This window comes from Pseudomonas sp. O39, assembly GCF_045447295.1.
GTDB classification, from domain to species: domain Bacteria; phylum Pseudomonadota; class Gammaproteobacteria; order Pseudomonadales; family Pseudomonadaceae; genus Aquipseudomonas; species Aquipseudomonas antarctica_A.
Window position 1 is genome coordinate 463,023 of record NZ_JBJGXV010000001.1, and the last position, 25,833, is coordinate 488,855.

At 60.3% G+C, this 25,833-nt stretch carries 22 protein-coding genes; 12 read left to right on the forward strand and 10 right to left on the reverse strand.

Features of this window, described 5'->3' with window-relative positions; all coding sequences use genetic code 11:
• Window positions 1-3: 3 nt before the first annotated feature.
• Window positions 4-1,545, reverse strand: a complete 1,542-nt coding sequence (locus ACI77D_RS02010) for a phosphoenolpyruvate carboxykinase (protein ID WP_407015952.1) — start codon at window positions 1,543-1,545, stop codon at window positions 4-6.
• A 179-nt stretch (window positions 1,546-1,724) separates the two neighbouring features.
• The gene (gene hslO, locus ACI77D_RS02015) at window positions 1,725-2,627 is read right to left on the reverse strand and encodes an Hsp33 family molecular chaperone HslO (protein ID WP_064450197.1); all 903 of its coding nucleotides are present in this window, start codon (window positions 2,625-2,627) and stop codon (window positions 1,725-1,727) included.
• Window positions 2,628-2,730: 103 nt separating this feature from the next.
• Here hslO and ACI77D_RS02020 point away from each other — a divergent pair, with 103 nt between their 5' ends.
• Entirely contained in the window at window positions 2,731-3,534 is an 804-nt protein-coding gene (locus ACI77D_RS02020) for a phosphatase PAP2 family protein (RefSeq protein WP_064450196.1), read from the forward strand.
• 134 nt (window positions 3,535-3,668) lie between these two features.
• Here ACI77D_RS02020 and ACI77D_RS02025 read toward each other — a convergent pair whose 3' ends face one another.
• Entirely contained in the window at window positions 3,669-4,076 is a 408-nt protein-coding gene (locus ACI77D_RS02025) for an RNA-binding S4 domain-containing protein (RefSeq protein ID WP_064450195.1), read from the reverse strand.
• A gap of 117 nt (window positions 4,077-4,193) precedes the next feature.
• On the opposite strand from ACI77D_RS02025, the gene ACI77D_RS02030 reads away from it, so the two are divergent.
• The 3 genes from ACI77D_RS02030 to rimK are packed head-to-tail and all read left to right on the forward strand — an operon-like array spanning window position 4,194 to window position 6,371.
• Entirely contained in the window at window positions 4,194-4,973 is a 780-nt protein-coding gene (locus ACI77D_RS02030) for an EAL domain-containing protein (RefSeq protein WP_064450194.1), read from the forward strand.
• Between the two features lie 46 nt (window positions 4,974-5,019).
• The gene (locus tag ACI77D_RS02035) at window positions 5,020-5,469 is read left to right on the forward strand and encodes an ATP-dependent zinc protease (protein ID WP_407015987.1); all 450 of its coding nucleotides are present in this window, start codon (window positions 5,020-5,022) and stop codon (window positions 5,467-5,469) included.
• Complete coding sequence (gene rimK, locus ACI77D_RS02040; protein WP_003213178.1) at window positions 5,466-6,371, forward strand: 30S ribosomal protein S6--L-glutamate ligase; 906 nt, start codon at window positions 5,466-5,468, stop codon at window positions 6,369-6,371. The genes ACI77D_RS02035 and rimK overlap by 4 nt, the downstream gene beginning before the upstream one ends.
• Window positions 6,372-6,450: 79 nt before the next feature.
• Here rimK and ACI77D_RS02045 read toward each other — a convergent pair whose 3' ends face one another.
• Together ACI77D_RS02045 and ompR are read right to left on the reverse strand one after the other, a co-directional pair.
• A complete protein-coding gene (locus ACI77D_RS02045; RefSeq protein ID WP_064450192.1) occupies window positions 6,451-7,764 on the reverse strand; it encodes an ATP-binding protein in 1,314 nt (437 codons plus the stop codon).
• A 117-nt stretch (window positions 7,765-7,881) separates the two neighbouring features.
• Window positions 7,882-8,622 (reverse strand): two-component system response regulator OmpR, encoded by a 741-nt coding sequence (ompR, locus tag ACI77D_RS02050; RefSeq protein WP_053255745.1) that lies wholly within the window; start codon window positions 8,620-8,622, stop codon window positions 7,882-7,884.
• Window positions 8,623-8,978: 356 nt separating this feature from the next.
• Here ompR and ACI77D_RS02055 point away from each other — a divergent pair, with 356 nt between their 5' ends.
• The 7 genes from ACI77D_RS02055 to tauD all read left to right on the forward strand — a co-directional run bounded on the left by ACI77D_RS02055 (window position 8,979) and on the right by tauD (window position 17,203).
• Window positions 8,979-11,303 (forward strand): Tex family protein, encoded by a 2,325-nt coding sequence (locus ACI77D_RS02055; protein WP_221293652.1) that lies wholly within the window; start codon window positions 8,979-8,981, stop codon window positions 11,301-11,303.
• Window positions 11,303-11,686, forward strand: coding sequence for a PaaI family thioesterase (locus ACI77D_RS02060; protein ID WP_221293651.1), 384 nt, complete (start codon window positions 11,303-11,305; stop codon window positions 11,684-11,686). Before ACI77D_RS02055 ends, ACI77D_RS02060 begins: the two co-directional genes overlap by 1 nt.
• A gap of 215 nt (window positions 11,687-11,901) precedes the next feature.
• The gene (gshA, locus tag ACI77D_RS02065) at window positions 11,902-13,485 is read left to right on the forward strand and encodes a glutamate--cysteine ligase (RefSeq protein WP_064450189.1); all 1,584 of its coding nucleotides are present in this window, start codon (window positions 11,902-11,904) and stop codon (window positions 13,483-13,485) included.
• A 262-nt stretch (window positions 13,486-13,747) separates the two neighbouring features.
• Window positions 13,748-14,725, forward strand: coding sequence for a taurine ABC transporter substrate-binding protein (tauA, locus tag ACI77D_RS02070; protein WP_407015953.1), 978 nt, complete (start codon window positions 13,748-13,750; stop codon window positions 14,723-14,725).
• A gap of 17 nt (window positions 14,726-14,742) precedes the next feature.
• Complete coding sequence (tauB, locus tag ACI77D_RS02075; protein ID WP_064450187.1) at window positions 14,743-15,522, forward strand: taurine ABC transporter ATP-binding subunit; 780 nt, start codon at window positions 14,743-14,745, stop codon at window positions 15,520-15,522.
• Complete coding sequence (gene tauC, locus ACI77D_RS02080) at window positions 15,519-16,355, forward strand: taurine ABC transporter permease TauC (protein WP_407015954.1); 837 nt, start codon at window positions 15,519-15,521, stop codon at window positions 16,353-16,355. Before tauB ends, tauC begins: the two co-directional genes overlap by 4 nt.
• 11 nt (window positions 16,356-16,366) lie before the next feature.
• A complete protein-coding gene (gene tauD, locus ACI77D_RS02085) occupies window positions 16,367-17,203 on the forward strand; it encodes a taurine dioxygenase (protein ID WP_407015955.1) in 837 nt (278 codons plus the stop codon).
• Window positions 17,204-17,222: 19 nt separating this feature from the next.
• On the opposite strand, the gene ACI77D_RS02090 is transcribed toward tauD, so the two are convergent.
• From ACI77D_RS02090 to epsC, 5 genes are all read right to left on the reverse strand, one after another.
• A complete protein-coding gene (locus ACI77D_RS02090) occupies window positions 17,223-17,690 on the reverse strand; it encodes a hypothetical protein (RefSeq protein ID WP_407015956.1) in 468 nt (155 codons plus the stop codon).
• A gap of 679 nt (window positions 17,691-18,369) precedes the next feature.
• On the reverse strand, window positions 18,370-19,407 hold the full coding sequence (mgrA, locus tag ACI77D_RS02095) for an L-glyceraldehyde 3-phosphate reductase (RefSeq protein WP_064450185.1): 1,038 nt from the start codon (window positions 19,405-19,407) through the stop codon (window positions 18,370-18,372).
• A 109-nt stretch (window positions 19,408-19,516) separates the two neighbouring features.
• Complete coding sequence (locus ACI77D_RS02100; RefSeq protein WP_082895808.1) at window positions 19,517-20,845, reverse strand: OprD family outer membrane porin; 1,329 nt, start codon at window positions 20,843-20,845, stop codon at window positions 19,517-19,519.
• 267 nt (window positions 20,846-21,112) lie between these two features.
• The gene (gene betT, locus ACI77D_RS02105) at window positions 21,113-23,074 is read right to left on the reverse strand and encodes a choline transporter BetT (RefSeq protein WP_167353715.1); all 1,962 of its coding nucleotides are present in this window, start codon (window positions 23,072-23,074) and stop codon (window positions 21,113-21,115) included.
• Between the two features lie 405 nt (window positions 23,075-23,479).
• A complete protein-coding gene (gene epsC, locus ACI77D_RS02110; RefSeq protein ID WP_128589417.1) occupies window positions 23,480-24,406 on the reverse strand; it encodes a serine O-acetyltransferase EpsC in 927 nt (308 codons plus the stop codon).
• Window positions 24,407-24,653: 247 nt separating this feature from the next.
• On the opposite strand from epsC, the gene ACI77D_RS02115 reads away from it, so the two are divergent.
• Complete coding sequence (locus tag ACI77D_RS02115; protein ID WP_064450181.1) at window positions 24,654-25,649, forward strand: D-cysteine desulfhydrase; 996 nt, start codon at window positions 24,654-24,656, stop codon at window positions 25,647-25,649.
• Window positions 25,650-25,833: the final 184 nt, after the last annotated feature.

The following is a 25,833-nucleotide window of genomic DNA, read 5'->3' on the forward strand; positions in this document are numbered from 1 at the left end:
ACCTTACAACTTAGGCCCGGCCGCCTTGATCGCATCGCTCACGTCAAACTTTTTGAAGTTCTCGGTGAACAGACCCGCCAGGGCTTTCGCCGCTTCGTCGAAGGCCGCTTTGTCGGCCCAGGTGTTGCGTGGGTTCAACAGGCCAGTCTCAACGCCCGGCACCGTCAATGGCACGTCGAGGTTGATGGTGTCGAGGTGTTCGGTTTCAGCACCGATCAACGCGCCGCTCTGGATCGCTGCGATAACGCCGCGAGTGGTCGGGATGTTGAAGCGCTTGCCAACGCCGTAGCCACCGCCGGTCCAGCCGGTGTTGACCAGGTAGACCTTGGAGCCGAAGCCGCGGATGCGCTTGATCAGCAGCTCAGCGTATTCGCCAGCTGGACGTGGGAAGAACGGCGCGCCGAAGCAGGTGGAGAAGGTCGACTTGATGCCGCTGCCGGAACCCATTTCAGTCGAGCCCACCAGTGCGGTGTAGCCGGACAGGAAGTGGTAGGCCGCTTGTTCTTCGCTGAGGATCGACACTGGGGGCAGTACGCCAGTCAGGTCGCAGGTCAGGAAGATGACTGCGTTTGGCTCGCCGCCCAGGTTCTTCTCGGAACGCTTGGCAACGTGCTCCAGCGGGTAGGCCGCGCGGCTGTTCTGAGTCAGGCTGACATCGGTGTAGTCGGCGTGCTTGGCATCGTCGATCACCACGTTTTCCAGCACGGCGCCGTGCTTGATGGCTTTCCAGATGACGGGCTCGTTCTTCTCGGAGAGGTCGATGCACTTGGCATAGCAACCGCCTTCGATGTTGAACACTACGCCTTCGCCCCAGCCGTGTTCGTCGTCACCGATCAGGTAACGGCTTTCGTCGGCCGACAAGGTAGTTTTACCGGTGCCCGACAGACCGAAGAACAGGGTCACGTCGCCTGCTTCGCCGATGTTGGCGGCGCAGTGCATCGGCAGCACGTCGGCGGCCGGCAGCAGGAAGTTCTGCACCGAGAACATGGCTTTTTTCATTTCACCGGCGTAACGCATGCCGGCGATCAGCACTTTCTTCTGGGCGAAGTTGAGGATGACGCAACCGTCGGAGTTGGTGCCGTCACGCTCTGGCACGCACTCGAAGTTGGCCACGTTAAGCACTTGCCACTCGTCACGACCCGCCGGGTTGTACTGGGCTGGGTTGATGAACAGGCAACGACCGAACAGGTTCTGCCAGGCAGTCTGGGTGGTCATTTTCACGGCCAGGTAGTGGTCTTCTGCAGCCCCTACGTGAACGTGGGAAACGAAATGCTCTTGCGCGTTGTTGAAAGCCTCGACGCGAGCCCACAGGGCATCGAACTTGTCGGCCGGGAACTTGCGGTTGATCGGGCCCCAGGCGATTGCGTCCTGGGTGGAAGGCTCTTCCACGATGAAACGGTCGACCGGAGAACGGCCGGTACGGTGACCGGTTTCTACGACCAGCGCGCCAGTATCGGCAAGCACGCCTTCACCGCGCTGCAGGGCTTCTTTAACCAGATCGTCAACACTCAGATCGGTGTATACGGCGTTATTGGCTTGCGTCATGAGGTTCCCCGTCGGCCTATGGCCGAGTGCTCCAAACGTTTTGTAGTAGAAAGTTGCGCACTACTACCGCGAAAAAAGTGGGCCGGATTATGCCAGAAAAGCCCAAAAAAAGTAGGGCCCTCCCGTCAGAACTGCGCTAATCCGGCGTTTGTCAGGTGATTTACCTGTGCTTAAACGTTTTAGTGGCGGGTGTCAGAAGGGGTATCGATGCCTGCGCCAGCGAATAATTGGGCGACATCGGCGGCATCGAACAGGTAGCGCTGGTTGCAGAACTGGCAGTCGATCTCGATATTGCCGCCGTGCTCCACTACCAGATTCTGCGCATCTTCCAGGCCCAGGCTGACCAAGGCATTGGCCGAGCGCTCACGGGAGCAACTGCAACGGAAGCGCAGGCCCTGTGCGTCGAACAGGCGCACGGCCTCTTCGTGGTAAAGGCGGTGCAGGATGGTTTCGTTGTCCAGGCCCAGCAGCTCTTCAGCGGTCAGGGTACCGGCCAGGGCGGTCAGCTTGCGCCAGCTGTCGGTGCGCTCGTCGTCGTCCTTGATGCGGTCGGCGGGCAGTTGCTGCAGCAACAGGCCACGGGCGCGCTTGCCGTCGGCATTGAGCCAGAACTTGGTGCCGACTTGCTGGGACATCACAAAATAGTTGGTGAAGCAGTCCGACAGGGTCTCGCCGTCGAGGTCGACAATGCCCTGGTAACGCTGGCCTTCCGTCGGGTCAACGGTGATCGCCAGCACGCCGTTGGCCATCAGGTCGGACAGGGTGGCGTCCGGCGCGATCAGGTCGGCGTCGTAACGGGCCAGGCCACGGATTTCACGCTCGCTGGAACATTCGATCATCAGCATCGGCACCGGGCCTTCGGAGCGGGCCTGCAGAATCAGCAAACCGTCGAACTTCATGGTGCCCACCAGCAGCGACGCCGCCGCCATCAACTCTCCGAGCAGTTGCGCGACCGGCTCCGGATAGGGGTGCTTGGCAAGGACTTCGGCATAGCTGCGCTCCAGCGAGACCAGTTCGCCGCGGGCGTCGTTCTCGTCGAAGATGAAGCGTTGGGTGAAGTCGGTATCCGGTAGATCAGTCATAGGTCTGGTATCTGAATTGATGACAAATTAATTACAAGGTTTATAGAATTAAACGCTTTAGCACCATTTTGGTGCGGTTTTCTAGAGCAGTGAGGGACAGTTTATGAACAATCCGGGTTTGTTCCAAGCCAAGTGGAACCTCGGGGGATGGGCCTTTTGCAATCTACTCGCTATCGGGCTGCTGTGTTTTTGGCTGTGGCCCACGGGGCAGATGCTGTGTGTGGTATTCGACGAATGGCTGTTTCATCTGTTCAACGACCCGCTGGCAAGCAATTCAGTGTGGTTGCATGTGTGGGCTGTTGCCAGTTTGCGGCCATTCGACGCGGTAGTCGGGGTGATTTTGCTGATGCTGCTGATACGCGGTGACTGGGTGTTCAAGGCCGTTCAAGTACGCCAGGCATTTTTTGGCTTTTTCGGTATTTTGCTGCTGTTGCTGTTTATCCGCATGCTCTTTTCCAAACTGGTGGCGCAGATGGGCTGGCAGCACAGCAGCCCGTCGATGGTGATCGCTGGCGCGGTTCATATGAGTGACTATTTCCCCGGCCTGGAGAAAACCTGGGAGTTGAAGGACCGTTCCAGCCAGAGCTTCCCGGGCGATCATGCTTCGGTGTTGTTGATCTGGGGCCTGTTCATGACGGTGTTTGCCAAGCGCATCGGCCAGGTGCTGGTGATCTGGGGCCTGGCGCTGTTGTTCATGATGCCGCGATTGGTGGCGGGCGCGCATTGGGGACAGGACGATTACATCGGCGGAGTGCTACTGGCGTTGTTGGCGCTGGGCTGGGGGTATTACACGCCGTTTGCAGCGAAGGTATCGGACGCTTTGTTGCGGCTGACGGCACCGATCTTCGGGTTGCTGGGTAAGCTGCCAGTAGTCGGGCGATTGAGCGTCATACGCACAGCCGCCTGAAGCAGTCGATTCAGGTAGGAGCTGGCTTGCCGGCGATAGCGGCGAGTCAGTGACTGGGAGACTGGCTGACCTGACGCTAGCGCAGGCAAGCCAGCGCCCCCGTTTGATCGCCATGTTGCTGGAGATTTGCACGATCAATCATCATTGCCGCTGCCGCGAAATTTGAACAAATCGCGACGCTGCTTCTTGCTCGGTTTGCCATCCGTGGTCATGCCGGTAGCCCCCGCCTTGCGCATGGCCGCTGCTTTTTCGCGCTTGGCGATGCTGGCTTCGGTTTCGGTGTACAGCGCCTGCGCTTCGGGTGCTCCACGGCGCACGACGGAAAGCGCCTGCACGACGACGGTCTTTTCATCAAAGCCCACACGAATCTGCAGTTCATCACCGACGCGCGGCTCCTTGCCAGGCTTGCAGCGTTCACCGCGATGGTGCACCTTGCCACTCTCAATGGCGGCCTTGGCCAAGGCACGGGTTTTAAAGAAACGCGCGGCCCACAGCCACTTGTCCAAACGGACCTTTTCTTCCTCTTCCTGCTTTTGAGCCACTTGAATTCCTCGCTCTGAAAAATGTCGCAACTTTACCGTTGAAGTCCTTCGACGCATAAACCCCCACGCTCGCCTAAGATACGCCAGGCACCAACCCTGTTTTTGCGAGGATACGCCGTGACCGACTTTCCCACTTCACTCACCTCGCCCAACCAAGGTTGCGTAGGCTGCCAGCAAAGCGAACCCTTGGGTTTTGATTTTTCGTTCGCCTATCAGCCTATCGTAGACCTTCGGGATCATTCGATCTTCGCCCACGAAGCCTTAGTGCGAGGCACCAGCGGCGAAGGGGCGTTGTCAGTGCTGAGTCAGGTCAACGCAAGCAACCGTTATCGCTTCGACCAACGCTGCCGCACCCAGGCGATCGCCGGCGCCTCCGCCTTGGGGATGCAAACCAATCTTTCGATCAATTTCATGCCCAATGCCGTTTACCGACCGGAGCTGTGCATTCGCAGCACCCTTGAGGCGGCCCGCGCGCATAATTTCCCAGTGAATCAGCTGATTTTCGAAACGCTGGAAAGCGAGCATGTAGATAACTATCGCCATTTGACCAATATTCTGCGTGAATACCGCGAATTCGGCTTCAAGACCGCCATCGACGATTTCGGCGCGGGCTATTCGGGGCTGAACCTGCTGGCTGATTTCCAACCTGACTTGATCAAACTCGACATGGCGCTGATTCGCGATGTCGATCAGGATCGTGTCCGCCAGGTAATCGTCCAGGGGATTGTCACAATCTGTGAGCAGTTGGGCGTTACTGTCATTGCCGAAGGTATCGAAAGTGCCGGCGAGCGTGACTTCCTGTCCGACTGCGGAATATTTCTGATGCAGGGTTATTGGTTCGCCAAGCCTGCATTCAAAGCCCTGGCCGAGGTTTCACCCAAGGCCTGGGCGAACTGACCGGTTACCCATATTGAAGACATTTGACCATTTGACCGTTGTCGGTCTGCGTGAGTGGGTGGCGCTTCCCGACCTGGGAGTGGCTGGCCTGCGCGCGAAGATCGACACCGGTGCCAGCACCTCGAGCCTGCACGCGACCGAGATCGAGCCGTTTGAGCGCGACGGAGAGAAGTGGGTGCGCTTTACCGCGCACTTGGGCAGCGTGGTGCAACTGCGTCACCGCCGTTGCGAGGCGCCGCTGGTGACGATGAAAACCATCAAGAGCTCCAACGGCCACGCGCAGGTGCGCTATGTAATCAGCACCACCCTGGCGATGGGTGATCGGGTATGGCGGGTGGAGTTCACCCTCGCCTGCCGCAAGGCCATGCGTTACCGCCTGCTGCTGGGCTCCAAGGCGTTGATTGACGGCCATCTGGTGGTCAATCCCGGCGTCAAGTACGTTCAAGACAAGCCGGTGTTCCCGGTCTCTACTATTTCTGCCCCAGGTGCTGCATGAAGATTGCTGTGCTGTCGCGAAACCCGCGTCTGTATTCCACCCGCCGCCTGGTCGAGGCCGGCACCGAACGTGGCCATGAAATGGTGGTGATCGACACGTTACGTGCCTATATGAACATTGCCAGCCACAAGCCGCAGATCCACTACCGGGGCAAGCCGCTGGAAGGCTTCGATGCGGTGATCCCACGGATCGGCGCCTCGGTGACGTTCTATGGCTGCGCGGTGTTGCGCCAGTTCGAAATGATGGGGGTCTCGCCCCTCAATGAATCGGTGGCCATCGCCCGCTCGCGGGACAAGCTGCGCTCGCTGCAGTTGCTGTCGCGTCGCGGGATCGGCCTGCCGGTGACCGGTTTTGCCCACTCCCCCGATGACATCCCCGACCTGATCGAAATGGTCAACGGCGCGCCACTGGTGATCAAGGTGCTCGAAGGCACCCAGGGCATCGGCGTGGTGCTGTGCGAAACCGCAACCGCAGCCGAGTCGGTGATCGAGGCCTTCATGGGCCTCAAACAGAACATCATGGTGCAGGAATACATCAAGGAAGCCGGCGGTGCGGATATCCGTTGCTTCGTGGTGGGCGACAAGGTGATTGCGGCGATGAAACGCCAGGCCAAGCCAGGGGAATTCCGTTCCAACCTGCACCGTGGCGGCAGTGCCAGCCTGATCAAGATCACCCCGGAAGAACGTATGACTGCGCTGCGGGCAGCCAAGGTGATGGGGTTGAGCGTAGCGGGTGTGGATATCTTGCGTTCCAACCACGGGCCATTGGTGATGGAAGTGAATTCATCGCCGGGCCTGGAAGGGATCGAGACCACCACCGGGAAGGATGTGGCGGGGATCATCATTCAGCATCTGGAGAAGAGTGGTGGGCCGAATATGACCAGGACCAAGGGCAAGGGCTGATACGCAAAAAGCTTTGGTACCCTTTAAAAACAAATGGGGAGCTGGCGAGCCAGCGCCCACATTTGATTTGAGTTGTTTGTCAGACCGCGTCTCTTGGCAGCATCAGGCCAAGCGGCAACCGCACCCGCGCCTCCAGGCCACCCTCTTCCCGGTTGCGCAACTCAACATTGCCGCCATGCATCGAAGCAATCCGACGCACAATAGCCAACCCCAACCCCGTACCTTTACCACCCCTTGCACGGTCGCCACGGGTGAACGGGTTGAAAATACCTTCCAGTTCCGCCGGGTCGATACCCGTACCTCGGTCCATCACACTCAACACCACATAAGGCGCGGTGCTGTCGCCGGACACATACGCGGCCACTTCGACATCCGAACCTGCGTGATGCAAGGCGTTGCCGATCAAGTTGTTCAGCAGACGCTTCATGGATATGCGACGCAACGCAAACGGCTGGATCGGCTCCAGGCGCATGCGCACTTGCTCGCCGTTCTGGTTGTAGGGCGCCACCACTTCACGCACCAGTTCCGTCAGGTCGACCTCTTCGACCACCTCATCACGGCCATCACGGATAAACGCGAGGAACTGGTCAAGAATCGCGTCCATGTCCTCGATATCGCGCACCATGTCATCGGTCAGGTCGGAATGATTGCCCATCAACTCCAGGGACAGGCGCAAGCGCGTCAGCGGTGTGCGCAGGTCATGGGACACTCCCGCCAGCATCAGCTCGCGTTCGCGACCGGCCTGTTCGACATCTTCCGCCATCTGGTTGAAGGCGCCGTACACCTCGGTCATCTCACTGGGCGTGTCGCTGATCGGCAGGCGCACGCTACGCCCTTGTCCCAGTTGGCGGGCGGCAAATACCAGGCGTTTGAGGGGTTGGTTGAGCTGGCGCACAAAAATCCACGCGGACGCCGTTGAAAGCAAACCGATCGCCAGGAACCAGCCCAGCACGTTCCAGATCTTCTGCCCTCGCAGCGGATGCGGGTACAGTGGCACTTTCAGCCAATCCTGCCCCAGGCTAGGCGCACGCACCCATAACGCGGGTGACACATGCATACGCAGCCGCACCTCGGTGTCTTCACCCAGTTCGGCCTGCATCTGGCGTTGGTAAATCTCACTGTAGGGCCAATGCTGCTCGCCTTCCGGCACACCTGCCCCGGCGACGCGAACCAGGGTGGCAGCCTTGGCGATCTTCTCGCGGTTCTCGGGGTCGGCAGCCCAATAGGCGCGCAGTGTCAGGGCAACACCGTGGCTGTATTGTCGATCGACCAGCACGTCTTCGTTCATCAACAGATAAACCAGCGTCAGCGCCTTGGAAAACAGAACGACGATCAGCACCAGCCAAAGGGTGCGGGAAAAGAAACTTTGCGGGAACCACAGCGGGGTTTTCATAGGAGACAGCTAGACACCTTGCAAGAACGAGCGGCGCTCGCAGAATTGCAGACGCCGGGCATCCCGTCGACCCTCATGGAGTCAAACGCCAGGATGCCCGCCCCTGCAAATCATCGGTCACTTGGTTGCAGTGCCATCCGGCACAAACACATAACCCACGCCCCACACCGTCTGGATGTAACGCGGCTTGGACGGGTCCGGCTCGATCATTCGGCGCAGACGGGAGATCTGCACGTCGATGGAGCGCTCCAGGGCGTCCCATTCCCGGCCACGGGCCAGGTTCATAAGCTTGTCGCGGGTCAGCGGCTGGCGAGCATTCATCACCAAGGCCTTGAGCACAGCGAATTCGCCGGTGGTGAGCATGTGCACTTCTTCGCCACGCTTGAGCTCACGGGTCGCCAGCGACAGTTCGTAGTCGCCAAAAGTGACGCTTTCGTCTTCGCTGCCCGGCGCACCCGGAACCGGAGCTGCCTGGCGACGGAGTACGGCTTTGACCCGGGCCATCAACTCGTCAGGGTTGAACGGCTTGGCCAGGTAGTCATCAGCACCCAGTTCAAGGCCCTTGATGCGGCTCAGCTCATCGCCCTTGGCGGTAAGCATGATGATTGGAATCTGATTGTTCGCGCCGCGCAGGCGTTTGCAGGCGGTGAGGCCGTCTTCGCCGGGCAACATCAGGTCGAGCACGACCAGATTGAATACTTCGCGCCCCAACAGGCGGTCCATCTGCTCGGTATTCGGCACCGCGCGTGCACGGTAGCCCTTGGAGTTGAAAAAACGCTCCAGCAGGCTGCTCAGCCCCGGATCGTCGTCAACGATGAGAATTTTTTCGCCTTCAGCAGTTTGTGCAGTGCTGCTCATTAGATGCTCCTCTTATCTCGGCGCGCATTATGGCGTAGCTGCCGTTATACGCACCGTGTGCATTGTTAGCAGATTTTTCCTCCACCGCCAGCGAACCCGCGTCCTACAACCACTGGCGCAGTACCCCCCAAGGGCAGAACGCTGGTTATAATGCGGCGCCTTCGTGCAGGGCACTGTCAGACTTTACTGTTTACTGCCTCAGCAGTTTTTTCAGCGGCGGGCAGCAATTTCCCGATTTCGCGGGTCAATAGGCAGCCTATCGACCCAGGCAGCGGCGCCGGTAGGGCCGCTCAACCAGCCTCGCAACGCCTTGTTTTCCGGGCCTGCGAGCTGCTTTCAGAATTTCAGGTGGTTTTATGGACAGCATCAACAGCCGCATTGCCGAGGAACTCGGTGTACGCCCACAACAGGTCGAAGCGGCCGTCGCTCTACTGGATGAAGGCTCCACGGTGCCTTTCATCGCCCGCTACCGTAAAGAAGTGACCGGCAGCCTCGACGACATCCAATTGCGTCACCTGGAAGAGCGCCTGCGTTACCTGCGAGAACTCGACGAACGGCGCATCAGCATCCTCGCCAGCATCGAGGAGCAAGGCAAGTTGACGCCGCAATTGGAACGCGACATCAAGCTCGCCGACACCAAGACTCGCCTCGAAGACCTTTACCTGCCGTACAAACAGAAACGCCGCACCAAGGGCCAGATCGCCCTGGAAGCCGGCCTGGGCGACCTGGCTGACGGCCTGTTCAACGACCCGTCGCTGACCCCGGAAACCGAAGCCGCACGCTTTATCGACGCCGAAAAAGGTGTCGCCGACGTCAAGGCTGCCCTCGAAGGCGCCAAATATATCCTCATGGAGCGTTTCGCCGAAAACGCCAGCCTGCTGGAAAAACTGCGCTCCTACCTCAAGCAGGAAGCCATCCTCAGCGCCCGCGTCATCGCCGGCAAAGAGGAAGAAGGCGCCAAGTTCCGCGATTACTTCGAACACGATGAACCGCTGAAAAGTATGCCGTCCCACCGTGCACTCGCCATTTTCCGTGGTCGCAACGAAGGCATTCTCAGTTCCGCGCTGAAAGTCGGCGACGAGCTGCCGGGCACCATGCACCCGTGCGAAGGCATGATCGGTCAACAATTCGGCATCCAGAATCAGAACCGTCCTGCGGACAAGTGGCTCGGTGAAGTCGTGCGCTGGACCTGGAAGGTCAAGCTCTACACCCACCTGGAAACCGACCTGCTCGGCGAGCTGCGCGACGGCGCCGAAACCGAGGCGATCAACGTCTTCGCCCACAACCTGCACGACTTGCTGCTGGCCGCGCCAGCCGGCCCGCGCGCCACACTGGGCCTCGACCCGGGCCTGCGCACCGGTTGCAAGGTTGCCGTGGTCGACGCCACGGGCAAGCTGCTGGACCACGCCACCGTGTACCCGCATGTGCCGCACAACAAGTGGGACCAGACCCTGGCGATCCTGGCCGCGCTGTGCGCCAAGCACGCCGTGGACCTGATCGCCATCGGCAACGGCACCGCCAGCCGTGAAACCGACAAGCTGGCCGCCGAACTGATCAAAAAATACCCAGCCATGAAGATGACCAAAGTCATGGTCTCCGAGGCCGGCGCTTCGGTGTACTCGGCCTCGGAGCTGGCCTCCAAGGAATTCCCGGACCTCGACGTATCGATCCGTGGCGCGGTTTCCATTGCTCGCCGCCTGCAAGACCCGCTGGCCGAGTTGGTGAAAATCGACCCTAAATCCATTGGTGTCGGCCAATACCAGCACGACGTGTCGCAGCTGAAACTGGCACGCGGCCTGGATGCGGTGGTGGAAGACTGCGTAAACGCCGTGGGTGTGGACGTGAACACTGCCTCCGTGGCGCTGCTGGCGCGCATCTCCGGCCTCAACACCACCCTGGCGCAGAACATCGTTACCCACCGCGACGAGAATGGCGCGTTCAAAACCCGTGCGGCACTGAAAAAAGTCGCACGCCTGGGTGAAAAAACCTTTGAACAGGCCGCTGGCTTCCTACGCGTGATGAACGGCGATAACCCGCTGGATGCCTCCGCAGTTCACCCGGAAGCCTACCCGCTGGTGCAGCGCATTGCCGCCGAGACCGACCGCGACATCCGCTCGCTGATCGGCGACGCCGCGTTCCTCAAGCGCCTGGACCCGAAGAAGTACACCGACGAAACCTTCGGCGTGCCGACCATCACCGACATTCTGCAAGAGCTGGAAAAACCAGGCCGCGACCCGCGTCCCGGGTTCAAGACGGCCGAGTTCCAGGACGGCGTCGAAGACCTCAAGGACTTGCAACTGGGCATGATCCTCGAAGGTGTGGTGACCAACGTGACCAACTTCGGTGCCTTTGTGGACATCGGCGTGCATCAGGACGGTTTGGTGCATATCTCTGCGCTTTCGGAGAAGTTCATCAAGGACCCTCGCGAAGCGGTGAAAGCCGGTGACGTGGTGAAGGTCAAGGTCATGGAAGTCGATATCCCGCGCAAACGCGTCGGCCTGTCGATGCGCATGAGCGACACCCCCGGCGAGAAAATCGACGGCGCCCGTGGTGCACGCCCAGGCTCGGCGCCGCGCCCGTCGCAGAACAACGCGCCGCGCAAGGAAACCGCCACGGCCGCGCCGAGCAACAACGCCATGGCGTCACTGTTCGCCAATGCCAAGCAGTTGAAGAAACGTTGATGGAAATTCCAGCCGGTTTGACCCAGAGCGCCTTCAGCGAGCTGATCGGCTGCCGCCTGCAACGCCTTGAAGAAGGCGTTGCCGAGGTGGCCCTGACCCTGGAGCCGCACCTGCGCAACCGCGCGGGCAAGCTCCATGGCGGGGCGATTTTCAGTTTGGTCGATATCACCATGGGGCTGGCCTGCTCCAGTTCCCATGGTTTCGACCAGCAGAGTGCAACCATCGAGTGCAAAATCAACTACATCCGCGCCGTGTCTGACGGCGACGTGCTGTGCACCAGCCGGGTGATTCACGCCGGTCGACGCACGTTGGTGGTCGAGGCGGACGTGTACCAGGACGACAAACTGGTCGCAAAAGCACAAGGCACCTTCGCTGTCCTCTAGCTCCCCGCCCTCGATTTGAGTTAATTTCGGCGCTGCGACAACAGCGTCGGAATTTTCTTGCTGCGCTATAGCCCAATTCATGGAGTGAAGTAGGCTTTTTCAAAAGCGGGTCAAATCGACTCAAAACCAGGCGATAACGCCAGTTTTAACTTCACCCTTGTAGACCGTCCTGCCCACCCCCATATTGGGGCGACTGACGCGTGAAGGAATCCAACTTGAGCGAACTTCTCAACCGCCGCCTGGCCTTGCTCGGCAAGCGCGAACACCTCTCCCTGCTAGAGCAGTGCTTGCACGGCATCGAGCGCGAATGCCTGCGCGTCACGGATGAGGGTCGCCTGGCACAAACGCCGCACCCTGAAGCCCTGGGCGCTGCGTTGACCAACGAATTGATCACCACCGACTACTCGGAATCGCTGCTGGAGTTCATCACTCCCGCCCTGCCCAACCCGGCCGATACCCTGAGCAGCCTGGACAAGATCCATCGTTTTGCCTACAGCAAACTCGGCAACGAGTACCTGTGGAGCCCTTCGATGCCGTGCCCGTTGCCGGCCGAGGAAGATATTCCGATTGCCTACTACGGCACCTCGAATATCGGACAACTCAAGTACGTGTACCGCAAGGGCCTGGCCCTGCGTTACGGCAAGACCATGCAGTGCATCGCCGGCATTCACTACAACTTTTCCCTGCCGGAACAGTTGTGGCCGTTGCTCAAGGAGACTGAAGGTTTCGTCGGCACCGACCGCGACTACCAGTCCACCGCGTATATCGCGCTGATCCGTAACTTCCGTCGCTACAGCTGGCTGTTGATGTACCTGTTTGGTGCCTCACCGGCACTGGACGCCGGCTTCCTGCGCGGTCGCTCGCACCAGCTGGAGGCGTTGGACGCCGACACGCTGTACCTGCCCTACGCCACCAGCCTGCGCATGAGCGACCTGGGTTACCAGAGCAACGCCCAGGCGGGCCTGACGCCGTGCTACAACGATCTGAGCAGCTACACCGACAGCCTGCGTGAAGCGGTGGCAACGCCCTACGCACCTTACGTCGAAGTCGGCACCCATAAGGACGGTGAGTGGGTTCAGCTCAACACCAACATCCTGCAGATCGAAAACGAGTACTACTCCAACATTCGCCCCAAGCGCGTGACCTACACCGGCGAACGGCCGATCCAGGCGCTGATGGCCCGTGGCATTCAGTACATCGAAGTGCGTTGCCTGGACATCAACCCGTTCCTGCCGATGGGTATCGACCTGCCGGAATCGCGCTTCCTCGACGCGTTCCTGCTGTACTGCGCGTTGAACGACAGCCCGCTGTTCGCCAACAACGAGTGCGGCAATGCCACCTCCAACTTCCTCAGTGTGGTCAAGGAAGGTCGTCGCCCAGGCCTGCAGTTGCAGCGTCAGGGCCAGCCCGTGGACATGAAGGAATGGGCCACGGAGCTGCTGGAGCAGATTGCGCCGTTGGCCGCGTTGCTTGACGAGAGCCACGGTATCCAGGAACACAGCCAGGCACTGGACGCTCAGTTGGCGAAGGTCAAAGACCCCTCTCTGACGCCATCGGCCCAGGTACTGGCGGCGATGGCCGAGCGCAAAGAGAGTTTTGCGCAGTTCTCCCTGCACCAAAGCGAGGTGCATGCCGCGTACTTCCGTAAAGAGCCGTTGCCGGCTGCAGAGCAGGCACGTTTTGAGGAACTGGCGCGTACGTCGCTGGCGCAACAGGCGGAACTGGAGCAGAACGAAGTGGGCGACTTTGATGTGTTTGTCGGGTCGTACCAGGCGAGCATCCTGGCGATCAGCAACTAAAAAGCCGAGCTCAATCCCTCATGGGAATGGGCTTTATGTGGGAGGGGGCTTGCTCCCGATAGCGGATTATCAGTCATCTATCATTGACTGGCCCACCGCCATCGGAAGCAAGCCCCTCCCGCATTTGCCCGCTTTTGACTGAAGAGCGTCTTTCACCTTTCTCCTCATAAGCTAATTCGAAAATGTTATTTATTTTCGGATTCTTAGATCATTTAGTCTCCTCACTCGCCGACCCTCGGCCGCCTGATTGAGGAGCTTCCCCTTGAAACTGCATTTCCCTCTCCGCCTCCTGGCGGCGTTGTCCCTGGCCGGTGCCAGCCTGTTTGCACAGGCGGCGGATGTGACCATCGCTTACCAGACCACCGTGGACCCGGCCAAAGTCGCCCAGGCCGACGGCGCGTATGAAAAAGCCACCCATGCCAAGATCGACTGGCGCAAATTCGACAATGGCGCCGACATCATCGCCGCCATCGCCTCCGGCGACGTGCAGATCGGCTACCTCGGTTCCAGCCCGCTGACCGCTGCCGTCACCCGCAAAGTACCGGTGGAAACCTTCCTCGTGGCCACCCAGATCGGCGGCGCCGAAGCCCTGGTGGCGCGCAATGGTTCGGGGATCAAGAGCCCGCAGGACCTGGTCGGCAAAAAAATCGCCGTGCCGTTCGTATCCACCGGCCACTACAGCCTGTTGGCCGCGCTGAAGCACTGGAACATCGACCCGTCGAAAGTCACGATCCTCAACCTCGCGCCACCGGCGATCATCGCCGCCTGGAAGCGCGGTGATATCGACGCGACCTACGTTTGGGACCCCGCCCTGGGCGTGGCCAAGGAAAACGGCAAGGTGCTGATCACCTCCGGCGAATTGGCCAAGTTCGGCGCGCCGACCTTCGATGCGTGGATCGTGCGTAAAGACTTCGCCGAGAAACACCCGGAAATCGTCAGCGCCTTCGCCAAAGTCACGTTGGATGCCTACGCCGCGTATCGCAAAGACCCACAAGCCTGGCTCGCCGACACAGGCAACGTCGACAAACTGGTGAAGCTCTCCGGCGCCAAGGCCAGCGATATCCCGCTGCTGCTGCAAGGCAACGTTTACCCGCTGGCCGCTGACCAGGTGACGCTGCTGGGCGCACCGACCACCAAAGCGGTGACCGATACCGCCGCGTTCCTCAAGGAACAAGGCAAGGTCGACGCCGTGCTGCCGGACTACGCGCCTTACATCAGCGCCAAGTTCATCACTCACTGATTCGGGAGTTCATTGCGATGGCCTTGCTACAACTGGAGCGCATCAGCGCACAGTACCCAGGCGCCACAGAACCGGTACTGTCTGACATCTCACTCGACCTTGGGCCTCAGCAATTGCTGGTGGCTCTCGGGCCGTCCGGTAGTGGCAAGACCTCGCTATTGAACCTGATTGCCGGTTTCGTCGAACCTTCTGCCGGGCGCATCACCCTCGATGGCGTGCCAGTCAAAGGCCCCAGCGCCGAACGTGGCGTGGTGTTCCAGGACGACGCCCTGCTGCCGTGGCAGGACGTGCTGGCCAACGTTGGCTTCGGTCTCGAACTGGCCGGCGTACCCAAGGCGCAACGTGAAGTGCGCGCCCGGGAGATGCTCGCCCTGGTCGACCTCGCCGGTTTCGACAGCCGCCGCATCTGGCAACTCTCCGGCGGCCAGAAGCAGCGTGTGGGCCTGGCCCGCGCCCTGGCGGCCGACCCTCGCGTGTTGCTGATGGATGAACCCTTCGGCGCGCTGGATGCCTTCACGCGCGAACAGATGCAGGAGTTGCTGCTGCAAGTCTGGCGGCGCACGGCCAAACCGGTATTCCTGATTACTCACGACATCGAAGAAGCGGTCTTTCTCGCCACCGATTTGATCCTGTTGGCGCCCAACCCGGGCCAGATAGTCGAACGCCTGCACCTGGACTTCGGCCAACGCTACGCCGCCGGTGAATCGGCCCGGGCGATCAAGTCCGACCCGCGCTTTATCGAAACCCGTGAGCACGTGCTGGGCAAAGTGTTCTCCCAACGGCAGGTGTCCGCATGAGCAGCTACGAACTCCCCGCCACGGCCGCGAAGCCCGTGGCTCACGCGGTTATCCCGGTACGCCGCAGCCTGAGCATGCGTTGGATCAGCGTGCTGACGCTGGTCACCTTGCTGGCGATCTGGTGGGCCGTGACCGCTACCGGTTTGATCGAACCCTTGTTCCTGCCACCACCGTCTGCCGTGCTGCAAAAAGGCTGGCTGCTGGCGACCACGGGCTACATGGACTCCACATTGTGGCAGCACCTGGGCGCGAGCTTGAGCCGTATCGGCCTGGGCCTGGGCTTTGCGGTGCTGACCGCCGTGCCGGTCGGCATTGCCATCGGCTCCAACCGAATTGCCCGCGGCATTCTCGACCCATTGATCGAGTTCTACCGGCCGATTCCGCCGTTGGCCTACTTGCCGTTAATTGTGATCTGGTGCGGCATCGGCGAACTGTCCAAGGTGCTGCTGATTTACCTGGCGATCTTCGCGCCCATCGCCATCGCCACCGCGACCGGCGTGCGCACGGTCGACCCGGCCAAGCTGCGTGCCGCGCAGTCGTTGGGCGCGACCCGTGCCCAGTTGATTCGCCATGTGATCCTGCCGAGCGCCCTGCCCGACATCCTCACGGGTGTGCGCATCGGCCTGGGTGTGGGCTGGTCGACGTTGGTCGCCGCCGAGCTGATCGCCGCCACCAGCGGCCTGGGCTTTATGGTGCAGTCGGCGGCGCAGTTTCTGGTCACTGACGTGGTGGTGCTGGGGATTCTGGTGATCGCCTTGATCGCCTTCGCCATGGAAATGGGCCTGCGTGCCCTGCAACGCAAATGGGTGCCTTGGCATGGCCAGGCACACTGAGTGAGAACAGCATGAGCAGCCTGACCGTTACCCCATTAAGCACCGCCCTGGGCGCCCAGATCAGTGGCGTCGATATCACCCAGCCGCTGAATATTGAACAGCGCAACGCCATCGAACAGGCGTTGCTTACCCACTCGGTGCTGTTCTTCCGCGACCAAGCCATCACGCCGCAGCAACAGGCACGCTTCGCGGCCAATTTTGGTGACCTGCATATTCACCCGATCTACCCCAACGTGCCGGAACAGCCCGAAGTGCTGATCCTCGACACCGCGGTGACCGATGTGCGTGATAACGCCGTGTGGCATACCGACGTGACCTTCCTGCCCACCCCTGCCCTCGGTGCGGTGCTCAGCGCCAAGCTGCTGCCGGCGTTTGGCGGCGACACGTTGTGGGCCAGTGGCATTGCGGCGTACGAGGCGTTGTCGGCACCGCTCAAGCGCCTGCTCGATGGCCTGACGGCGACTCACGATTTCACTAAATCCTTCCCGCTGGAACGCTTTGGCAATACGGCTGAAGACTTGGCGCGCTGGGAAGAAACCCGCAAGAAGAACCCGCCGCTGTCGCACCCGGTGGTGCGTACACACCCGGTGAGCGGGCGTAAGTCGCTGTTTGTCAGTGATGGGTTTACCACCCGGATCAACGAACTGGAACCGGCGGAAAGCGAGGCGATTTTGAAACTGCTGTTCGCCCACGCAACACGGCCGGAATTCACCATTCGGTGGCGCTGGCAGGAGAATGACGTGGCCTTCTGGGATAACCGCGTAACCCAGCATTACGCGGTGGATGACTACCGGCCGCAGCGGAGGGTGATGCATCGGGCGACGATTCTGGGCGATGTGCCGTTCTAAGCCAAGCACGCCATCAGCATCACTGAAGATCAAAATGTGTGGGCTGGCTTGCCTGGGATAGCGCCGGGTCAGCCGATACAGTCATCGACTGACGCACCGTCATCGCGGGCAAGCCCGGCTCCCACAGGAACCGCGCACGCCGGCTGATTTCGCCACACAGAAGATCAAAATGTGGGAGCTGGCTTGCCTGCGATAGCGCCGGGTCAGCCAACACATTCATCGACTGACACACCGCCATCGCGGGCAAGACCGGCTCCCACAGGAACCAGGCACATCGGCTGACTTCGCCACACAGAAGATCAAAATGTGGGAGCTGGCTTGCCTGCGATAGCGCCGGGTCAGCCGATACAGTCATCGACCGACACACCGCCATCGCGGGCAAGCCCGGCTCCCACAGGAACCGCGCACGCCGGCTGATTTCGCCACACAGAAAATCAAAAATGTGGGAGCTGGCTTGCCTGCGATAGCGCCGGGTCAGCCAATACACTCATCGACTGACACACCGCCATCGCGGGCAAGCCCGGCTCCCACAGGAACCGCGCACGCCGGATGATTTCGCCACACAGAAGAGCAAAAATGTGGGAGCTGGCTTGCCTGCGATAGCGCCGGGTCAGCCGATACACTCATCGACTGACACACCGCCATCGCGGGCAAGCCCGGCTCCCACAGGAACCGCGCACGCCGGCTGACTTCGCCACACAGAAGATCAAAAATGTGGGAGCTGGCTTGCCTGCGATAGCGCCGGGTCAGCCAACACATTCATCGACTGACACACCGCCATCGCGGGCAAGCCCGGCTCCCACAGGAACCGCGCACACCGGATGATTTCGCCCCACAGAAGATCAAAAATGTGGGAGCTGGTTTACCTGCGATAGCGCCGGGTCAGCCAACACATTCATCGACTGACACACCGCCATCGCGGGCAAGCCCGGCTCCCACAGTGACTGAGTCGTAGCGTGTGAATTTGCCACGCTGAAGACCAAAAAATGTGGGAGCGGGCTTGCTCGCGAAAGCGGTGGGCCAGTCACCTATGTACTGACTGATACGCGCATTCGCGAGCAAGCCTGCTCCCACATTTGATTTACAGCGTGGCGAATAAATTTGGCAATTCAGATCACTGTGGAAGCCAGGCTTTGCCGCTCCCACAGTGACCGGGTTATGCCAGTTTATTCAGCGGTGGATGGCTTCTCCCAAAGGTTAATCCCACCTTCCAGCGCAAACCGATCAATCTCCGCCAGTTCTTCGGCACTGAAGCTCAAGTTCTTCAACGCCCCGACGTTCTCGATGATTTGCTCTGGCCGGCTCGCACCGATCAGCGCACTGGTCACCCGTGGGTCACGCAGGGTCCAGGCCAATGCCAATTGCGCCAGGCTCTGGCCACGGCGCTTGGCGATTTCATTCAACGCGCGCACGTGGGCGATGTTGGCTTCGGACAAGTGCTTGGCCTGCAACGAGCCGCCACCCGGGCGATTGACCCGCGCATCCGCCGGTACGCCGTTGAGGTACTTGTCGGTCAGCAAACCCTGGGCCAGCGGCGTGAACGCGATCACTCCGGCGCCAAGTTCTTCGGTGGTGTCCAGCAGGTCTTTTTCCACCCAGCGGTTGAGCAGGTTGTACGCCGGCTGATGGATCAGCAACGGTACTTTCCACTCCTTGAGCAGCGCCGCGATTTCGCGGGTTTTCACGCCGGAATAAGACGAGATACCGATGTACAACGCCTTGCCTTGTTGCACGGCCGTGGCCAGGGCGCTGGCGGTTTCTTCCAGCGGGGTGTCGGCGTCGAAACGGTGCGAGTAAAAAATATCCACGTAGTCAACGCCCAGGCGCTGCAGGCTCTGATCCAGGCTCGCCAGCACGTATTTGCGCGAGCCGCCGCCCTGGCCGTAGGGGCCGGGCCACATGTCCCAACCAGCTTTGCTGGAGATGATCAGTTCGTCGCGGTAATGCTTGAAGTCTTCGCGCAGCAAACGGCCGAAGTTGATCTCGGCGCTGCCATAAGGCGGGCCGTAGTTGTTGGCCAGGTCGAAGTGGTTGATACCCAGGTCGAACGCGGTGCGCAGCAAGGCGCGCTGGGTGTCGATCGGGGTGCTGTCGCCAAAGTTGTGCCACAGCCCCAGGGACAGTGCAGGCAGCACCAATCCACTGCGGCCTACGCGGCGATACGGAATAGATTCATAGCGGTTTTCGGCAGCAATGTAAGTCATCGAATCCTCTCTTGAACTTGGGACAAATAAGGCCCAGGAATAACGATATTCCCAGGCCTTTTAAGCAGCTGAATCGCTTAAGTCTGCCCTTCCGTTTTACAGCAATTTCCTACCAGAGTGGAACGACATAGCTGACATAGAAGCGGTTTTCATCTTGCACGGTAGCGCCGGTAATGTCCGGACTCGCATGCGCGTTTTTCCAGGTCACGCCCAGGCCTTTGAGGGTGCCGGTCGGTACTTGGTAAGCCACGGCAATGTTGCGTTCCCATTCGCTGGTATCGCCCTGGGCCGTGCGGATGTCATCGCCATGGGCGTAGGCGGCGGAGAAGGTCAGGCCGGTGAGGCCGAGCTTGCCGAAGTCATATTTGTACTGAGCCAGCCAGGTGCGTTCGCCGGCGTGCTGGAATTTGTTCAACTGCATGTTGGTCAGCGCCGGGGTGTCGGCACCTGAACCCGGGCCTTGGCGTGCGTCACCGCTGTTCAGGCCGGCGTCGAGGTAAGGGAAGTCGCTGTCGCCGCTGTTTTTCTGGATACCGAGGCCGACGGTGTGGCCGTCCAGGCTGTAACTCTCAAGCAAGCTGGCGGTGGTTTGGTTGATGCGGCCTTTGCTGGTGCCATCGCCGTAGAGGCCAGCACCGGCAAAGTCTTTATCGCCATCGGCGTTAGCCCCCACACCCAGGCTGCGGAACACGCGCACGTCGGTGTCGATTGCGCCCACAGACAAGGCGTCATGACGCTTGGCGCCGAGGAAGAACTGCTGGTAGTAATCCTCAAGGTTGGAGTACCACAGGCTGACGGTAGTGTTCTGTATACCGGTGTAATCGGCACCACCGAACAAGAAGCGATCGCTCTCTTTGGTGCCACCTGCGGTAATCATCCCCTGGTCGCCGGTTTCGTTACGGATCTTGGTCTTGAAGATATCGCCGCCGGTGAAGGTGAAGTCGCTGAGGTCCTTGGAGACCAGTTGCACACCGGTGTTGGTCTGCTGGTAAAGGCGGCCGTCGGTGTTGGCCAATACCGGGTTGTTGCCGTAGAGCGTGCCGAGGCGCAGTTCATCTTTGGCGAAGCGCATTTTGAATGTTGGGCTCAGCACGCCGAACTGGTCGGCCGACTTGCCGTCATCCAGCGGGAACATGCTGCCGGGGTAGCGGCCCTGGTGGTCCTTGTCATTCAGGTCGCCACCGGAATCCAGTTTCAAACCGTAGAACGCTTGCAGGTCCAGGCCAAAACCTACCGGGCCTTCGGTGTAGCCGGACTTGAAGTTGAACTCGAAACCCTGGCCCCAATCGCGCACGCTGTGGGCCTTGGCGCTGCTGTTCACCACATCACGCCCTTGCTGGTTGAGGTAGCGGTTGAGCAAGGTCACATCGGCGTGGCTGTCGTCGATAAAATCGGCATGGGCGGACAGCATAAAGCTCGCCATGGCGGCACCCACCATAGGGCTTATTAACGTCTTCATTGTTACCGGTCTCCGTCACTGTTCTGAAATGAAAGCGTCAAACGCTTCACACAATTACGCAGTGGCCAGATGACAGTTCCGCGTCAAAACGCGGTGTTCACCAATGAAATTAAATTTAAGAAAGCCCCGTGGGACGGGGCTTTGCGGGCTTTTTTGCGGGAGTTGGCTTGCCCGCGAGGCAGGCAACTCGGTGTATCTCAAACACCGAGCTGATGCGGTCGCGGACAAGCCCGCCCCCACAGGGGACTAGCGCACCAGGTGCAAAAACTGCAGGTGTCGCTCGTACTGGTCGAGGATGTCGTTGATGATCTGCTCCTTGGTGTAGCCCACCAGATCGTAGTCCTGGCTGCCCTCACTCAGGTGCACTTCCGCCCGGTAATAGCGACGGTTGTTGATCTCTTTCGACCCCATGCCGCCCCGGGCAAACGACGGCGTGAAGTAGCCGCGCATCTGCACTTGGTAGACGAATGGGTGCTCCTCGCCATGGCCGATTTCCAGGCTGACACTGTCATTGGACGGGTCAGGCTGAGTGACCACGTTCAAGCCTTTCTCGACAAATACCGCCGTCACTTCCTCGATCGCCGGGCGCACCGTTGATTCAAGGAAGCGGTACACCTCATCCCGCGAAGGGAAGTGCACGGCCTGGCTCAAACGCTGGCGCCAGCCGCCTCGGCCCTTGCGTGAGGCCGATACGGGTGCCAATGAATGCAACTGAGCAATCTGCTTCTGCGATTCGAGATGGAAAGCCTTGTGCAGCCCCCACATCATCAACAGCAGGATCAGCGAGAACGGCAACGAGGTCAGTACCACTGCGGATTTCAGCGAGTCGATACTGCCGGCAAATAGCAAGGCACTGGTGACCAGCGCGGTCATTGCGCCCCAGAACACACGCAGCCACTTCGGCCCGTCTTCATCGGCATTGCCGCCTTTGGACGACAGGGTCGACAGCACCACGGTGCCGGAGTCGGCCGAGGTGACGAAGAACACGAAGCTGATAAACACCGTGACGGCGATCACGGTCTTGCTCCACGGATAGGTTTCCAGCAGCAAGTAGAGGCTCATCGACGGGTCGTCGATGGCCGACTGGCCGAGGGCGGTCAACCCGTGGTTGAGTACCTGGTCGATGGCGCTGTTGCCGAAGATCGACATCCACGCCAGGGTAAAGCCCAGCGGAATCAGCAGTACGCCAAACACGAATTCGCGGATGGTACGGCCGCGGGAAATGCGCGCGATAAACAGGCCCACGAATGGCGACCATGCAATCCACCAGGCCCAGTAGAACACCGTCCAACCGCCCAGCCAGTCACTGGGTTTGTCGTAGGCGTACACATCGAAGCTCTTGGTCGGCAACGCGCCGAGGTAGTCACCGATGTTCTGGATCAGCGTGTTGAGCAAGTGCTGGGTGGGCCCGGCGAACAACACAAACAGCAGCAGCGCGCAGGCCAGCAGCATGTTGATGTCGGACATCACCCGCACACCCTTGTCGACACCGGCCACGGCCACGAGGATCGCCGCGCCCATCATCAGGGTGATCAGGCCGACCTGAATCCACTGGGTGTGGGCAACGCCGAACAGGTAGTCGAGCCCTGAGTTGAGGTGCAGCACACCAAAGCCCATGTCGGCACCCAGGCCGAACACCGTGGCGATGATGCCGAAGCCATCCACCGCGTAACCGATGGGGCCATTGATGCGCTTGCCGATCAGCGGGTACAGCGCCGAGCGTAGCGCCAGCGGCAGGTTATGCCGGTAGGCGAAATACGCCAGGGCCATGCCGACAAAGGCGAACACGCCCCAGCCGTGCAAGCCCCAGTGCAGAAACAGGATCTGCATGGCCTGGCGGGCGGCGTCGGCGTTCATCGGTGCGCCCTGGGGCGGTTGCACCAGGTGCGTCAGCGGCTCCGAGACGCAAAAGAAAAACAGCGTGATGCTGATCCCGGCGGCAAACAGCATGCCGGCCCAGGACAAGTAACTGAATTCGGGCTCGTCGTGGTCGGCACCGAGTTTTATCTTGCCGTAGCCTGATAGCGCGGTGACCACCACGAAGACCAGATACAGGGTCATCGCCAGCATGTAGTACCAGCCGACCGTATTGGCCGCCCAGTTTTGCGCCGCCAGCAGCCAGGCACCGGCCTGTTGCGGGATAGCGATGACCGTGATGCCGAACAGCAGGATGAAGCTTGCGGCAAAGTAGAAAACGGGCGCATTCATGCGCACCAGGCCGCTGGGTGGGGTGGACGATGCACTCATGAACGATGCACCCCGAAGGTGTGGGATGTGGCTGTAAATAACGGACTCAGCAAAGGTAAGCCTCCTGTTGTGAGCGGGCAGCGAACCACCGGGTTTAACTTGAACGAACATTCAAGTTAAACATGGATAGGCGGTTTTGGACTAATCGCAAGGCTGAGCGGTAGATAGTTCCTACACTAGCTCAAGGATTGGTATGACGGCTGGTGATGGCAAAACGTTCAGCGATCATTGAGTGAAAATCTACCCAAAGCTGGAATGCAGTCCACTGTGGGAGCTGGCTTGTCTGCAATAGCGGTGGTCAGACATACCGCCATCGCAGGCAAGCCAGCTCCCACAGGGGTTCAGTGACAAGCTCTGGCTCAGTCGCTACTTCTGCGCCCCATCCTCATGCTGCAGATTCGCCTGCGTTATGTTCGCCCCGGCCGGCACGCTGCGGGTCAGCCACACATTGCCGCCAATCGTCGAGCCCTTGCCGATGGTGATGCGCCCCAGGATCGTCGCCCCGGCATAGATCACCACATCGTCCTCAACAATCGGATGGCGTGGATGGCCCTTCTGCAATTGCCCATCCTCATCCGCCGGGAAGCGCTTGGCGCCCAACGTCACGGCCTGGTAGATACGCACGCGCTCGCCGATGATCGCGGTTTCGCCAATCACCACGCCCGTGCCATGGTCGATAAAGAAACTCGGGCCAATCTGCGCGCCCGGGTGAATGTCGATGCCGGTCGCCGAGTGAGCAATCTCCGCGCTGATCCGCGCCAACAACGGCAAGCCGGCGCGATACAAATGGTGCGCCAGGCGATGGTGAATCACCGCCAGAATTCCCGGATAGCACAGCAGCACTTCATCCACACTGCGCGCGGCCGGGTCGCCGTGATAGGCGGCCAGCACGTCGGTGTCCAACAGGCTGCGCAGGGACGGCAAGGCCAGGGCGAAATCCTGGATCAGGCGGATGGCCAGTGCGTCGACCTCACCATCGTCTTGGCCGCCTTGGCGGGCGGCATAACGCAGCTCCAGGCGCGCCTGGCCGAGCAAGGCATTCAAGGCGACGTCGAGGGTATGGCCGACGTAAAAATCTTCGCTTTCTTCACGCAGGTCCACCGGCCCCAGGCGCATTGGAAATAACGCACCACACAGCGCTTCGAGAATCTGCGCCACCGCCTCGCGCGACGGCAACTCGCGGCCGCCATGCTCGCCACTCAAGCGGCCATTGCGCGTGCGCCACTGGTCCCGGGCGCTGCGCAGCTGGCCGACGATGGTCTGCAATTGCCAATGACTGGAACGCTCACTCACGGTAGGACCTTTGGTAGTGGGAAGCTGCAAGCTACACGCGGCAAGTAAATGCGGCTTGGCTTTTACTTGAGGCTTATCACTTGGAGCTGGTAGCTGAAATTTTCGCCTACTTTACTTCATGCCAAGGAAGCAGCCTTAAGAACCAATCATGCCGAGCAAATAACCAAAGCTTATAAGCGATTGGCGGGTTGCCCGTTGAAAAGTGCCTGCCTATAGTCGCCCCATCACTTAGCCACTGTGCGTAGCCATGATCAAACAACAGCTCGACCGTTTTAACCGCCTGGAACTGCTGGGCGGCGCCACTGCCCTGGAAAAACTCGAGCGGCTGTCGGCCTGGCTGGGCAGGGATATCTACGTCAAACGCGATGACACCACGCCGCTGGCCATGGGCGGCAACAAGCTGCGCAAACTTGAATACCTGGCGGCCGATGCCCTCGCGCAGGGTGCCGACACACTGGTGACCGCCGGTGCCATTCAGTCCAACCATGTACGCCAAACCGCCGCGCTGGCCGCCAAGCTCGGCCTGGGTTGCGTTGCACTGCTGGAAAACCCCACCGGCACCGAAGACCCCAATTACCTGGGCAACGGCAACCGCCTGCTGCTGGAGCTGTTCGACGCCAACGTCGAATTGGTCGAGAACCTCGACAACGTCGACGACCAGCTCAACGCCCTCGCCGACCGCCTGCGCAGCAACGGCAAGAAGCCGTACCTGGTGCCGATCGGCGGCTCCAATGCCCTGGGTGCCTTGGGTTATGTGCGCGCCGGGCTGGAGCTGGCCGGGCAGATCGAAGACAGCGGGATTGAATTCTCCGCCGTTGTGCTGGCCTCGGGCAGCGCGGGTACCCACAGCGGCCTGGCGCTGGCATTGAGTGAAGTGCTGCCGAATTTGCCGGTCATCGGCGTCACCGTGTCACGCACCGATGAAGCCCAGCGCCCGAAAGTACAAGGCCTGGCCGAACGCACCGCCGAGTTGCTCGGCATGGAAATCCCCGAAGCATTCAAAGTCATTCTGTGGGACGAATATTTCGGCCCGCGCTACGGCGAACCGAACGCCGGCACCCTGGCCGCGGTCAAGCTATTGGCCAGCCAGGAAGGCCTGCTGCTGGACCCGGTCTACACGGGCAAGGCCATGGCCGGCTTGCTCGATGGTATCGGGCGTCAGCGGTTTGAGGACGGTCCGATTATTTTCCTGCATACCGGCGGGGCGCCGGCGTTGTTTGCCTATGGCGCAGCGTTTAACTGAACGAATACAGATCGAAAGGTGGGAGCGGGCTTGCCCGCGATAGCGGTGTATCAGTGAACATATTTGCAAACTGACACTGCGCTATCGCGGGCAAGCCCGCTCCCACATTAGACCAACGATATATTCCTCAATCGAATAACAAATTATATTTATATTATTTTCAAGTCTTAAAAACTCGCTTTAT